The sequence below is a fragment of the Roseovarius gahaiensis genome, from assembly GCF_011601345.1.
GTDB classification, from domain to species: Bacteria; Pseudomonadota; Alphaproteobacteria; order Rhodobacterales; family Rhodobacteraceae; genus Roseovarius; species Roseovarius gahaiensis.
Genome location: NZ_JAAORB010000023.1, coordinates 1 through 13,540, shown reverse-complemented (window position 1 = coordinate 13,540; position 13,540 = coordinate 1). Strand labels below are relative to the sequence as shown.

13 protein-coding genes are annotated in these 13,540 nt (G+C 58.9%); 8 read left to right on the top strand and 5 right to left on the bottom strand.

Features of this window, described 5'->3' with window-relative positions; all coding sequences use genetic code 11:
- Nucleotides 1–32: 32 nt before the first annotated feature.
- The 3 genes from HAT86_RS11190 to HAT86_RS11180 are packed head-to-tail and all read right to left on the bottom strand — an operon-like array spanning nt 33 to nt 3,231.
- Nucleotides 33–611, bottom strand: a complete 579-nt coding sequence (locus tag HAT86_RS11190) for a TadE/TadG family type IV pilus assembly protein (RefSeq protein WP_167197409.1) — start codon at nt 609–611, stop codon at nt 33–35.
- The gene (locus HAT86_RS11185; RefSeq protein WP_167197405.1) at nt 608–1,189 is read right to left on the bottom strand and encodes a TadE/TadG family type IV pilus assembly protein; all 582 of its coding nucleotides are present in this window, start codon (nt 1,187–1,189) and stop codon (nt 608–610) included. Before HAT86_RS11185 ends, HAT86_RS11190 begins: the two co-directional genes overlap by 4 nt.
- The gene (locus tag HAT86_RS11180) at nt 1,186–3,231 is read right to left on the bottom strand and encodes a pilus assembly protein TadG-related protein (RefSeq protein ID WP_167197402.1); all 2,046 of its coding nucleotides are present in this window, start codon (nt 3,229–3,231) and stop codon (nt 1,186–1,188) included. Before HAT86_RS11180 ends, HAT86_RS11185 begins: the two co-directional genes overlap by 4 nt.
- Before the next feature lie 372 nt (nt 3,232–3,603).
- On the opposite strand from HAT86_RS11180, the gene HAT86_RS11175 reads away from it, so the two are divergent.
- The 6 genes from HAT86_RS11175 (at nt 3,604) to HAT86_RS11150 (ending at nt 10,369) form a co-directional block, all read left to right on the top strand.
- Nucleotides 3,604–5,034: a Glu/Leu/Phe/Val family dehydrogenase gene (locus HAT86_RS11175; RefSeq protein WP_167197399.1), complete on the top strand. Its 1,431-nt coding sequence runs from the start codon at nt 3,604–3,606 to the stop codon at nt 5,032–5,034.
- A 133-nt stretch (nt 5,035–5,167) separates the two neighbouring features.
- Complete coding sequence (locus tag HAT86_RS11170) at nt 5,168–5,461, top strand: hypothetical protein (protein ID WP_167197396.1); 294 nt, start codon at nt 5,168–5,170, stop codon at nt 5,459–5,461.
- A gap of 52 nt (nt 5,462–5,513) precedes the next feature.
- The gene (gene dnaG, locus HAT86_RS11165) at nt 5,514–7,472 is read left to right on the top strand and encodes a DNA primase (RefSeq protein WP_167197393.1); all 1,959 of its coding nucleotides are present in this window, start codon (nt 5,514–5,516) and stop codon (nt 7,470–7,472) included.
- Between the two features lie 119 nt (nt 7,473–7,591).
- Nucleotides 7,592–9,580 (top strand): RNA polymerase sigma factor RpoD, encoded by a 1,989-nt coding sequence (gene rpoD / locus HAT86_RS11160; protein WP_167197390.1) that lies wholly within the window; start codon nt 7,592–7,594, stop codon nt 9,578–9,580.
- A gap of 8 nt (nt 9,581–9,588) precedes the next feature.
- Nucleotides 9,589–9,870: an HlyU family transcriptional regulator gene (locus HAT86_RS11155; protein ID WP_167197387.1), complete on the top strand. Its 282-nt coding sequence runs from the start codon at nt 9,589–9,591 to the stop codon at nt 9,868–9,870.
- A gap of 73 nt (nt 9,871–9,943) precedes the next feature.
- Entirely contained in the window at nt 9,944–10,369 is a 426-nt protein-coding gene (locus tag HAT86_RS11150) for a secondary thiamine-phosphate synthase enzyme YjbQ (RefSeq protein WP_167197384.1), read from the top strand.
- Between the two features lie 3 nt (nt 10,370–10,372).
- Here HAT86_RS11150 and HAT86_RS11145 read toward each other — a convergent pair whose 3' ends face one another.
- Nucleotides 10,373–11,050, bottom strand: a complete 678-nt coding sequence (locus tag HAT86_RS11145; RefSeq protein ID WP_167197381.1) for an SDR family oxidoreductase — start codon at nt 11,048–11,050, stop codon at nt 10,373–10,375.
- A 197-nt stretch (nt 11,051–11,247) separates the two neighbouring features.
- Here HAT86_RS11145 and nrdR point away from each other — a divergent pair, with 197 nt between their 5' ends.
- Both nrdR and ribD read left to right on the top strand, forming a co-directional pair.
- Complete coding sequence (nrdR, locus tag HAT86_RS11140; RefSeq protein WP_167197378.1) at nt 11,248–11,733, top strand: transcriptional regulator NrdR; 486 nt, start codon at nt 11,248–11,250, stop codon at nt 11,731–11,733.
- A 23-nt stretch (nt 11,734–11,756) separates the two neighbouring features.
- Nucleotides 11,757–12,833: a bifunctional diaminohydroxyphosphoribosylaminopyrimidine deaminase/5-amino-6-(5-phosphoribosylamino)uracil reductase RibD gene (ribD, locus tag HAT86_RS11135; RefSeq protein WP_167197509.1), complete on the top strand. Its 1,077-nt coding sequence runs from the start codon at nt 11,757–11,759 to the stop codon at nt 12,831–12,833.
- 64 nt (nt 12,834–12,897) lie between these two features.
- On the opposite strand, the gene HAT86_RS11130 is transcribed toward ribD, so the two are convergent.
- Complete coding sequence (locus tag HAT86_RS11130) at nt 12,898–13,371, bottom strand: RrF2 family transcriptional regulator (RefSeq protein WP_167197375.1); 474 nt, start codon at nt 13,369–13,371, stop codon at nt 12,898–12,900.
- Between the last annotated feature and the right edge of the window lie 169 nt (nt 13,372–13,540).

Here is a 13,540-nt window from a genome sequence, read left to right as displayed (position 1 = left end):
CGGGGCTGTTCACGTAGTCGAGCCCTAGCCAGTTAGCTGCAATCCGAACAGTTCACCTGCGCCACGAAGCGCGGGCTGGTGAACACGTGAGTGTCAATCGGCACATTTGCCCCCAGACCGACTTTGAAAGCTGGCTGATAGTGCGAGAGCGTCTGGATCATGATCAGGGTGCTTTGATCCGCCATGCTGGGGATGAAATCGGCCCCATCCTTGATCTCGCTGGTTTTTATGGGCTGTATCGGTCCTTCGCCGCGCACCTCAGACCACAAAACGATATACTCGTAATCCGTGTCAATGTCGGGATCATTGTCGCGAAACATGATCGAACTGACGCGAAGCTGATTGTTGCCGGATTGCCGGACGACTTCGTCATACAGGGACAGCGTGTTGTCCAGATAGATGGTGTCGATGCCGTTCTGCTCGCGTGAGATCATGTCGACGACAACATAGCTGGCCTTTTCCCGCACGCTTTTAAAACGATGCAGTTCGAAAAATTCCCATGTCAGCGTGACTGCGCAGAACAGGATCGGGATGATGATCAGGGTTTCGACGGTGACATTGCCGCTGGTGTCGTCGCGGAATTGCGACAGGCGCTTTTTCAGCCAAATCATCCTGAACCTCCCGCTGCAATTTCCGCGTCGCTTTCCCATTCTTCATCAGGTTCCTGTACAAAGGCCGAGACCGATACGATCATGCCTTGTCCTCTGGTGTCCTTGTTGATCACCTTTCCAAAAACGGCATCAGGGAACAGTGGATCATATTTCAGGCAGGCCCGGATCAGCATCAATTCGTTGCTGTCTCCGTTGGTGAATTTATAGACCGGTGCCGCCGTTTCCGAGCGGTCGGTGCAGTCCGCCACTGGATCCAGGCCGCTGAAGTTGCGAATGTCGGTCTTTTTCATCTCAATTTTGAGATCATTCATGCAGGCTGGTCCCAGAAGTGAGACCTGGCACAATCCGGCCTTGATGTCGTCATGCTGCCAATCTTCCCCAGTCGTGAGACGTATGCCGCGCACCGTCAGGTCAAGGCCGCGTTCCAGAAGCGCATGCCGAAGCGTGATCATTCCTAACTCGACCGAAAAGACCATGAACATGAAGAACACTGGAAACACTAGAACGAACTCGACACTAGCTGCTCCCGATTCTTCGCCGCGCATGCGCGCGATGCGGGATTTGATGAACCGTATCATTGGCGCAAGCTCAACTTTTTGACCGAAGCGGCGATCACTTCGAACACTTCTTCGATGGTGCGGGCGGTGCCGTCGGCGCCCGCTACGCTGCCATCAAGCGACGCTGCAAAACTGTTTTCCGACGACGACGCGCAGGACGACAAGGCGCTGGCGTTGCTGCCGTCTGTTTCGCCCATCTCGAAGGCGATTGTATAGACTATAACGCCCTTTTCCTTGGCCTCGCTGCAAATGTCGGTCATGCGGTTTTCTTTGGTGTAGCCAGAGATGGTTGAGCTGCTGTTGGGGTTATATTCATTATACGGACCCCAGTCGCCGGTGATTTGCGCGTAGCGCCATGGGGTGACAAGGCCCCAGGTTTCTTCCCAGTCCAGTTGGACGTCGATTTCCTGACCGTTTTGATCTTTCACGAGATACGGGAACGCAGCATCGCGGCTTGAAAAATACGTGTCGCGATCGGGGTCGTAATACTTGTTGGATTTTTGAGAGGCGTAGAAGTAATAGCCGGTTTTCTCGTTTTCGGTCACCTCATACTCGCATTCCCATTCACCGTAGTAATACCGGTAGCCATACCAGTATTGATAGACAGCCTTGCCGCACACCGAAGGATCGTTCGACGATTGGACGATCTGGCCGTTCGAGCGGACCAACCGGGCGATTTTGAATTCGGTCTCGTAGTAGCGCACGCGGTGCAGGGTCGAGCCGGGGCCGCGATAATCCCAATTCACGTCTGACGCATAGTCAGGATTTGACAAGATGTTGGCCGGGTCTTTCAGCGATACCTCCCAGCCATTCACCCCATCCCCCATCATCACGATGATCTTGTTGTTGTTGGTTTGTCCACTGTCATTTTTCGACGGGTAATCCTTGGGCAGGCCCAAAAGATCATTGCTGATCTGCGAATAGGTTATTTCGTTACCGTCTTCATCGCGCATGATGTTGCCGTCGCTGTCCGTCTTAACGCGCAGCTTGCCCATCTCATTGACAACCGGGCGGAAGGCCGGATCAAGCAGGGCGCTGGCCCATTTCATGCCCATGTCACCCGAGGTGCCGCCAGCCGCTGTCAGCATCTCGATCTTGTCATGCACCGCCCCTTCGGTTGTTGCATAGGGCAAAATCTCGAACCGTTCGTCATTATGGCATGACCGGTTATAGGACGTGTCCTCACGATGGTCGACATATTCACCGGGTTCTTTTTCACGGCCCACTTCGCCAAAATCCACCTCGTGCCAGCCGCTGCGGTCCATCGAGGTGAAGATTTTTTGCGCATAAGTTTGATTGGGGTCGATGGCGGTATTTTTGAAACCGTCGCTTTGGAACACAAGGCAGGTTGAATAGGTGTGCCGTTCTGCCACTTTCAGGTTGTCGTAAATCTCGCGCGGGGGCACGACATTGGAATTGAATGGAACCACGGAAAACGACACGATCCCGTTCGAGTTGTCCAGCACGGTCGTGACAAATTTCTTGGCGGCTTTCTTGAGTTCGGTCAGGCGCTCTCCCTCCATCGAGCCCGACACGTCAAGCACCATGACGATCTCAAGCGTTTCGGCCAAGATCGCGGCTTGCGTGGTGGCCCACGCTGTCAACGTGTCGACGCCGGAAAGGCGCATCAGGTAGGTATCCATTTCCAGCTTGGCGCTTGCCAAAGCCTCGGTCTTGCCATCGCCAATCTTGATGTCGTCGTCATTGAAATCCTGAAGGTAGCCACCGATTTGCGCGGCCTCGAAGTAGTCCTTGATCACCTGTTGGAGGTCGTTTTCAGGACTGTTCGAGCCATCCTTGATCTTGGTGCCGGCGGCGGCCAGCACGGCACTGTCCAGCGTGGCTTGCAGGTGGGTCCGTTTCATTTCGTGGCGCATCAGGTCGATCCCCAGACCAGCGACAGCCAACATGAAAATGAAGATGAACAAGGCTAAAGCCACCACCGCCCCGGACTCGTCGGTGCGGAACCGACGTGCGCGATGTGCGCAGCGGGCGTTAAGTTTTTCAAACGTGAGCGCAATTGATTTGCGCATGGCGTCATGAGGCATAAGGACGTGTTTCATGGTCACACCTTTCGGGCGCACTGATCCCGGTAATCGGACTCTTATACAGGTTTTATTAACGAATGACGTGGCGAAAATAAGGCATGATTGTGTTTCTAACCTGCTGATTAATAGCCTTTTTTATTAAAATACCTGGTGGTTTTGATGGATTGTGCGCAACTTGCGGACAATCGGCACAACACGCCGAATGAAGAGGGGCGACACAGAGTCATCCAACGTGCGGCGGGGCGTTATATTTAACTTGTGCTTAAGTTTCGGGCGCTATGGGTGGACAAAATTGTCGCAGGCATTAACCATGCGAAGATACGTGTATGCAACGCGGACACGGCCAAAAATACCGGCCCTGACCGGTGTGTAAATGGGAGACGCATGATGACAGCCACCAAAGAACCGACCTTTCGCGAAAGCGTGGACCTGATGTTCAACCGTGCGGTCGCGCTGATGGATCTGCCGCCGGGGATGGAGGAAAAGATCCGCGTCTGCAACGCGACATACACGGTGCGGTTTGGTGTGCGACTGCGCGGCCAGATGCAGACCTTCGTAGGATATCGCAGCGTTCATTCCGAGCATATGGAACCGGTCAAGGGCGGTATCCGCTATGCGCTGGAGGTCAATCAGGATGAGGTCGAGGCGCTGGCGGCGTTGATGACCTATAAATGCGCGCTGGTCGAGGCTCCGTTTGGCGGCTCGAAAGGCGGGCTGTGTGTCGATCCGCGCGAATGGGACGAGCACGAGTTGGAGCGCATCACGCGCCGTTTTGCCTATGAGTTGGCCAAGCGCGACCTGATCCATCCCAGCCAGAATGTGCCGGCCCCCGACATGGGCACCGGTGAGCGGGAAATGGCATGGATCGCTGACCAGTACCGGCGTATGAATACCACCGATATCAACGCGCGCGCCTGCGTGACCGGCAAGCCAGTGAATGCAGGCGGCATTCAGGGCCGGACTGAGGCCACTGGCCGTGGTGTGCAATACGCGTTGCGCGAATTTTTCCGCCATCCCGACGATATCGCGGCCGCTGGATTGAGCGGGTCACTGGACGGCAAGAGGGTGATTGTGCAGGGGCTGGGCAATGTGGGATATCACGCCGCAAAATTCCTGAGCGATGAAGATGGTTGCAAGATCACGGCGGTAATCGAACGCGACGGCGGGCTTTACGATCCGGATGGTCTGGATGTCGAAGACTTGCGCAACTGGATCGCCAAGCATGGCGGGGTGGATGGCTATCCGTCCGGCAAATATATTGCCGATGGCGCGAAATATCTTGAGCAAGAGTGCGATATCCTGATCCCCGCCGCATTGGAGGGGGTGATCAATATGGACAACGCCGACCGTATCCAAGCCCCCCTGATCATCGAGGCGGCGAATGGCCCGGTCACAGCCGGGGCGGATGAAATCCTGCGGAACAAGGGCACGGTGATCATTCCCGATATGTATGCCAACGCAGGCGGTGTGACGGTGTCGTATTTCGAGTGGGTCAAAAACCTGAGCCATATCCGCTTTGGCCGGATGGGGCGTCGTCAGGAAGAAGCGCGTCACGAATTGATTGTGCGGGAGCTGGAAAAACTGGATGACCATCTAGGCGACGCCTGGACGATGTCGCCAGGATTCAAGCAGAAATACCTGCGCGGCGCGGATGAGTTGGAGTTGGTGCGCTCAGGCTTGGATGACACGATGCGCACCGCCTACCAATCCATGCGCGAGGTCTGGCACGGGCGCGAGGATTGTCGCGATCTGCGCACGGCGGCGTATCTGGTCTCGATCGAAAAGGTCGCGTCCAGCTATCGGGCGCTTGGGCTTTGAACAGGCCCGCGTCGCGTTTTGGCCTGCGTGCGCCATCGTGACGGCGTGCCCGGGCCTTTCCCCTTTGAAAGGGCTTTAAATTTCAGACCGCGCCTTTAGGTTTGGCGTGAACAAATATTTCATCGAGGTCCAAATGACACGCCTTGCCGCCATTGCCGTCGCTCTTATTGCTGCCACCCCTATTACTGCGCAGGACAAGCAAGATTTATGCGAAAATACCGCTATGATTGTCGATGACGCCGTAACCGCGCGCGCCGATGGGGCCTCAGCGCAGGATGCCGCAAGCACGGTGCGTGACACAATGGACACCGACAGCGCCTACACGGGCGCGGTTCAGCCGATTGTCGATTGGGTTTACACTTTGCCCGAAGACCAGCTGACCGATGCGGTTGCCGTCGCCTACAAAGAGCAGTGCCTCGCGCAGTGATCGGTGGCGCTGGCTCTTGTCTCGGGACGGTGCTTTGCTCATATACTAACGTATGAGCCTGCCCCCTGGATTCCTGGACGAACTGCGCACCCGCACCTCGCTTGCCCAAGTGGTGGGCCGCAAGGTCATGTGGGACAGTCGCAAGTCCAATCAGGGCAAGGGCGACCTGTGGGCGCCGTGCCCGTTCCATCAGGAAAAAACCGCCAGCTTCCACGTCGATGACCGCAAGGGGTTTTATTACTGCTTTGGCTGTCACGCCAAAGGCGACGCGATCGGGTTCGTGCGCGAGACCGAGAATGTGGATTTCATGGAAGCGGTGCGCATTCTGGCGCAAGAGGCGGGCATGCCCATGCCCGAACGCGACCCGCAAGCCCAGCAAAAGGCCGACCGCCGCACGCAACTGGCCGAGGTGATGGATATGGCCGTGGGTCATTTCCGTTTGCAATTGCAAACCGGCGCGGGGGCCGTGGCACGGGATTATCTGACAGGCCGCGGGCTGGATGAAACCGCCTGCGCGCGGTTCGAGATCGGGTTTGCGCCGGATGGGTGGCAGGGCCTGTGGGACCATCTGAAGGCCAAGGGCGTCGAAGACGATTTGATCATGGCCTGCGGGTTGGCCAAGCCCAGCCTTAAGGGCGGGCGGCCCTATGATACCTTCCGCAACCGGATCATGTTTCCGATCCGCGATCCGCGCGGGCGTTGCATCGCCTTTGGTGGGCGTGCGATGGATCCAAACGATAATGCGAAATACCTGAACTCGCCCGAGACCGAGCTTTTCGACAAATCCCGCACGCTCTATCACCACGGCCCCGCGCGCGAGGCGGCGGGAAAAGGCCAGCCACTGATCGTGGCCGAGGGGTATATGGACGTGATCGCCTTGGCGCTTGCGGGGTTCGGGGCGTCGGTTGCGCCGCTTGGCACGGCGGTGACCGAACATCAATTGCAGATGCTGTGGCGCATCGCCGATGAACCGATCATCGCGCTAGATGGCGATACCGCCGGTTTGCGGGCGGCGTATCGGGTGATTGATATCGCGTTGCCGTTGTTGGAGGCGGGCAAATCACTGCGCTTTGCCATCATGCCCGAAGGCCAAGACCCGGATGATTTGTTGCGCGCCAAAGGGGCAAGTGCGGTGCAAGCGCTGTTGGACGATGCCTTGCCGATGGTGCAATTGCTGTGGCAGCGCGAGACCGAGGGGCATGTGTACGACAGCCCCGAGCGTAAGGCCGCCTTGGACAAGGCGCTGCGCGAAAAGATCAAACTGATCCGTGATCCCTCGATCCGCGGCCACTATGGGCAAGCGCTCAAGGAAATGCGGTGGCAGTTGTTCAGCCCGCGCCGCGACACGTTCAAACCCGGTGCTGCGAAATGGAACAAGGGCGGCAAGTGGCAGCCGATCCCGACGGCGATGCCATCGACCAAGTCATCGCTTTTGGTGGCCGCCGATGATGCGGCGCAAATTCGCCTGCGGGAGGCGGCGATTTTGGCCTCTTTGGTGTGCACGCCCGAAGTTTTCGAAGAGTTTGAAGCACCTATCGAGATGATGACCTGCGCCGACCCCGAGCATGCAAGGCTGCGCGATTTGATTTTGCGCCACGCCACCGCCGGGGCCGACACACTGCGCACCCGCATCGAAGAGGCGCTTGGCACGCATGCCCTTGAAAACCTGCTGCGCTTGCCCCATGTCGCGCTTGCGCCCCCGGTGCGCCGTCCCGGCGATGTCGAGGTGGCGCGCATGACGATTGCGGCGGAACTGGCCAAGCTGTCTGCCGAGCGGGGCTGGAGTGCCGAGGTCAGCGAGGCCGCAGAGGATTTGGCCGGGTGGGCTGACGAGGCTTTGACATGGCGTTTGGGACAAGCGGCGGAAGAGCGTCAACGCGCCCTACGCAACCAGACCGAGGATCAGGCTGAATACGACTTGGCCGAGAATGGCGCACGAATCAGCCGCGACGAGCGCGAGCAATTCGATGCGCTCTTGGAAACGATAAGATACACCAAACCGACCCGTTGATTGCGGTTTGGTGAGGAATAGATAAAGAAAACAGGGTAAACGGGTTTTCGAATCACTTTAAGACGGTAATGATTCGGACAATCCGAATCGCCCGACCGCCCACTGCGCAGGAGACGTTCATGGCCGCCAAAGACACCGACGACCAAAAGCCGGAAGAACAGGAAACGGAGCTGTCTTTGGACATGTCGCAAGCGGCGGTCAAGAAGATGATCGCGGAAGCGCGCGAAAAGGGCTACATCACTTATGATCAGCTGAACAAGGTGTTGCCGCCGGATCAGGTGGGCAGCGAGCAGATCGAAGACGTGATGTCGATGCTGAGTGAAATGGGCATCAATATCATCGAAGATGACGAGGCCGAGGAAGACGATCAGAAATCGACCGCCGTGGCCGAAGTGGGCCGCAAGGGGGAGCTGACCCTCGGCGCAGGCAGCGGCGAAAAACTGGATCGTACCGACGACCCGGTGCGCATGTACTTGCGCGAGATGGGCAGCGTCGAGTTGCTGAGCCGCGAAGGCGAGATCGCCATCGCCAAACGCATCGAGGCCGGTCGCAACACGATGATCGCGGGCCTGTGCGAAAGCCCGCTGACCTTTCAGGCCATCACGATCTGGCGCGACGAATTGCTGGGCGAAGACATCCTGTTGCGCGATGTGATCGACCTTGAAACCACCTTTGGCGACCAGATGGGCGAAGAAGGCGAAGAGGGCGCACCGGTTGTCGAGGCGGCCAACGTCACCAGCCCCCCGGCGGACAGCAAAAGCGATGAGCAGCCGGAACTGGATGCCGATGGCAATCCGATTGCGAAAGACGAAGACGACGACGAGGACGAACAAGCCAACATGAGCCTTGCGGCCATGGAGGCGGCGTTGAAACCGCGTGTGCTGGAAACGCTGGATCGGATCGCAACCGATTACGAAATGCTCAGTGAGATGCAAGACAGCCGGATTTCGGCCACCTTGAACGAGGATGGCCGATTCAGCGACACGCAGGAAGCGACCTATCAAAAGCTACGCTCGGAAATAGTAGAGCTGGTGAACTCTCTGCATTTGCACAACAATCGTATCGAGGCGCTGATTGACCAGCTTTATGGTATCAACCGCCGGATCATGCAGATCGACAGCGCCATGGTGAAGTTGGCTGATCAGGCCCGCATCAACCGTCGCGAATTTATCGACGAATACCGCGGGCGTGAATTGGACCCCAACTGGCTGGAAGATATGGCCGCCAAATCGGGCCGGGGCTGGCAGATGTTCATGGAACGCAACCCCGACAAAGTGGCCGAATTGCGCGCCGACATGGCGCAGGTGGGCCAGTATGTCGGGCTGGATATCAGCGAATTCCGCCGCATCGTCAGCCAGGTGCAGAAGGGCGAGAAAGAGGCCCGTCTGGCCAAGAAGGAAATGGTCGAAGCCAACCTGCGGCTGGTCATCTCGATCGCCAAGAAATACACGAACCGTGGCCTGCAATTCCTTGATCTTATTCAGGAAGGCAATATCGGCCTGATGAAGGCGGTGGACAAGTTCGAATATCGCCGGGGCTACAAGTTCAGCACCTATGCAACATGGTGGATCCGGCAGGCCATCACCCGGTCGATCGCCGATCAGGCGCGCACCATCCGTATTCCGGTGCATATGATCGAAACGATCAACAAGCTGGTGCGCACGGGCCGCCAAATGCTGCACGAGATCGGCCGCGAACCCACGCCCGAAGAACTGGCCGAAAAGCTGCAAATGCCGCTGGAAAAGGTTCGCAAGGTGATGAAAATCGCCAAAGAGCCGATTTCGCTGGAAACGCCGATTGGCGACGAGGAAGACAGCCAGCTTGGTGATTTCATCGAGGATAAAAACGTTGTCCTGCCGCTGGATAGCGCCATTCAGGACAACCTCAAGGAAACCACGACGCGGGTTCTGTCCTCGCTGACCCCGCGCGAAGAGCGCGTGCTGCGGATGCGCTTTGGCATCGGGATGAACACCGATCACACGCTTGAGGAAGTGGGCCAGCAGTTCAGCGTCACGCGCGAACGTATCCGCCAGATCGAGGCCAAGGCGCTGCGCAAGCTGAAACACCCCAGCCGTAGCCGGAAACTGCGTAGTTTCCTGGATCAATAGAGCCTGATATGTCCCTGTTTTCAAAGCTTTTCGGTGGAAAATCCAAGGCGGGCAAGGCCCCCGAGGTCGAGGCGGAATCCTACAATGGATTCCGCATTACCCCGGCGCCGCAATCGGATGCCGATGGCTATCGCATTGGCGCGGTGATCGAGAAAGAGATTGATGGCGAGGTCAAGCGCCACCACCTGCTGCGCGCGGATGTAGTGCGGTCGTTGGACGAGGCGCAGGCGTTTTCCTTGCGCAAGGCCAAGCAGGTCATCGACGAACAGGGCGAGCGCCTCTTTCGCTAGGGTCGCCACCGCTGGCGGGCCTGTAGTGGCGCGTGTCAAAGTCGGGTCGTAAGCTTTTGCACCGGGGGCCGCGTTGGGCACAGAGCAAACCACATTCACCATCGCAACGCGCGGGCAGGGCCTGTATGAATTTACCGGCGACGTCACCGCGTGGGTGGCGCAGGCGGGCGTGCACCTAGGGCTGCTGACGTTGTTTGTCCGCCATACCTCGGCCAGTTTGCTGATACAGGAAAACGCCGATCCCGAGGTGCGGACCGATCTGCGCAATTATTTTGCCCGGCTGGTGCCGCCCACGACCGACCCGTCGATGGGTTATCTCACCCATACCTATGAAGGCCCCGATGATATGTCCGCTCATATCAAGGCGGCGATGATGCCTGTCAGCCTGAGCATTCCGGTCAGCGATGGTCGGCCTGTGCTGGGCACTTGGCAGGGGATCTATCTGTTCGAGCATCGCGATGCGCCGCACGTCCGACAGGTGGCGGCGCATCTGGGCTAAGGGTCAGCCGGTGGGCATGATTGTCAGCTTGCGCACATCGGCGCGTTTGGGCTGTTCCAATGCGAACACCACGGTTTCAGCCACATCGCGCGGCTGCAGCTTGTCGGGTTTGGGCGTCTCAAAGAACGGGGTATCGACCATCCCCGGCGCGATAACGGTGCAGCGCCCGCCCCATTCGCGCATTTCTTCGCTCAGGTTGCCGCCAAGGCCGTGCACAAACCATTTCGACGCGCCATAGACCGAGCCGGGCAGGTGAATGTTGCCAGCGACCGATCCGGTCAACACAAGGTGGCCCTTGCTGGCTTTCAACGCGTCGTAGGTGGCTTTGACTGTCCATAGAACGCCCATGACGTTGATCTCCATCATCGCGCGCCATTCGTCGCGGTCGCCCTCGGCGATGCCCGCCGCATCAAGGCCGCGCCCGGCATTGGCAAACACCGCGTCGATGCTGCCGAAATTTTCGGTGGTTTTGTCCACGGCAGCGGTCAGGTCGTCGTAGTTGGTCACATCGCCCGCGATGGCAAGGGCGCGGTCTGCTCCGAGCTCTTCAACCAGCGCGTCAAGCTTGTCGGCGCTGCGCGCCATCAAGGCCACGCGCCAGCCGCGGGCGGCGGCAGCACGGGCCGTCTCGGCCCCGATGCCGGTGGATGCGCCGGTGATGAAAAGAGTTTTTTCCGTCATGGTTGGGCCTTTCGTTTGTCTATACCTGCGAACTACCTAACCCCTATGCGAGAGAGTTAAACCCCACGGGTCACCATGCCTATCTTGCGGTCGAAATTCCCCTCTACCCAAAACCTTGCGGCTGTCCTATAGTGGCTGTGGATAAGTGGGCTTCAGACCCACAACCAAGAGGCAGATGAAGAAAAGGGGAACGGCCGATGCGCTGCCCGTTTTGCGGAAATATCGACACCCAAGTCAAAGATTCCCGGCCCGCCGAGGAACATGTTTCAATCCGGCGTCGCCGGTTTTGCCCTGCCTGTGGCGGGCGATTCACCACGTATGAGCGTGTGCAACTGCGCGATCTGGTGGTGGTGAAAACCAATGGACGCCGCGAGGATTTCGACCGTGACAAGCTGGAACGCTCCATTCGTATCGCGCTGCAAAAGCGCCCGGTTGAGCCCGAGCGGATCGAGCAGATGATTTCCGGCATCGTGCGCCGTCTGGAAAGTATGGGCGAGACGGATATCCCGTCGAAAACCGTAGGCGAGATCGTGATGGAAAGCCTCGCGCGGATTGATACCGTGGCCTATGTGCGCTTTGCCAGCGTCTACAAGAATTTCCAAGCCGCCGATGATTTCGACAAATTCGTAAGCGAACTGCGCCCCGACGAGGCCATCGCCGAAGCCAAGTCAAAAGACGAGTGAGCCGCGACGCCGACGCCCGTTTCATGGCCCTTGCGCTTGCACTGGGGCGGCGGGGGCAGGGCCAGTGCTGGCCCAACCCGGCGGTGGGCTGCGTGATTGTCCAGCAAGGCCGAATCGTTGGGCGCGGCTGGACCGCGCCGGGTGGGCGGCCCCATGCTGAACCCCAAGCGCTGGCGCGGGCGGGCGATGCCGCGCGCGGCGCCACGGCCTATGTCAGCCTTGAGCCCTGCGCCCATCACGGCAAAACCCCACCCTGTGCCGATGCGTTGATCGCGGCCGGGGTGGCGCGTGTTGTCGCGCCGATCTCGGACAGTGATCCGCGGGTGTCGGGCAAGGGGTTCGAACGCCTGCGCGCCGCTGCCATCGAGGTGACAACCGGGGTGTGCGCCGAACAGGCGATGACCGATCTGGGCGGGTTTTTGCAACGCGAGGTCACAGGTCGCCCGCATCTGACACTGAAGCTGGCCACATCCTTTGATGGACGGATTGCCACGGCGACGGGCCACAGCCAGTGGATCACCGGCCCCGAGGCGCGGCACATGGTGCACGGGCTGCGCGCCCGTCATGATGCAGTGATGGTCGGGGCGGGCACGGCGCGGGCGGATGACCCGATGCTGACGGTGCGCGGTCACGGCCCGGTGCGACAGCCGGTGCGTGTGGTTGTCTCACGCCGGTTGGATGTGCCGCTGATGTCGCAATTGGCGCGCAGCGCGCGTGATGTGCCGTTGTGGCTGTGCCATGGGCCCAACCCGGATGCGGCACTGGCCGAAGCATGGGACGGTGTGGGCGCTGCCCGCATCGCATGTGATTTGGTGGGCCAGCAGTTGGATATCGCCTCGGTGCTGGAAAACCTTGGGCACCAAGGGCTGACGCGCGTGTTCTGCGAAGGCGGCGGCGCCTTGGCGGCGTCGTTGCTGCGGGCGGGGCTGGTGGATGAGCTGGTGGGCTTTACCGCCGGTCTGGCTATCGGGGCCGAAGGGCTGCCCGGTGTCGGCGCGATGGGGCTTGACCGGTTGCAGGCCGCGCATCGGTTCCGCTTGGTCGAAAGCCGCGCCGTGGGCGGTGACGTGATGCACCGCTGGAAGCGCGACGGGGCCTGACCCGCCTGTTTTTACGGCTTGGGGGGTATTGCCGGGCTTGCAACCGGCCTTTGGCCTGATTGGTTCACTGTGTGCTGCACTCAGCAAACGCACCGGGGAACGTGGGCTTCATTGAAAGCAGTTCCATCAACCCGCAATTGCCAACCACCAGATCGTCAAGGGTGACCATGTCCAGCTCGTGATAAAAGGCTTCAAGCGCGCGACTGACATAGGATCTGAGGCGGCAAGTATCTGCCAACGGGCATGTGTTGCGCTCTGTATCGAAGCACTCTGCAAAGGGGATTTCGGTTTCAAAAATCCGAAACACCTCGCCAATCGAAATCCGGCTGGCCGGTTTGGCCAAGCGTATGCCACCCGTCCGCCCGCGAAGAGTTTCTAGATAGCCTTCGACCTGCAATTGCTGGACAACCCGCGCAACGTGATTGATCGAGGCATTGCAGCGGTTTGCGATGTCCGAGGTCCGCACCAGTTGGCCATCATTGGTCGCGCAGAACATCAAGACACGCGCGGCCAAGTTCGTTCGAGTCGTCAATCGCATCGGGTTTCCTTCAATTCAGCGGCAATATTCCACATTCCAGATACAGAATTCTTTGATCCATATCACGTTGTTTGGCGTGTGAATGCTTTAGTTGTCAACGGCGGAGTAAAACCCGACCAAAGGGCGGCGCAAAATTAGGCCACTTTGGGGTTGGGCGTGAAGGGCGCAT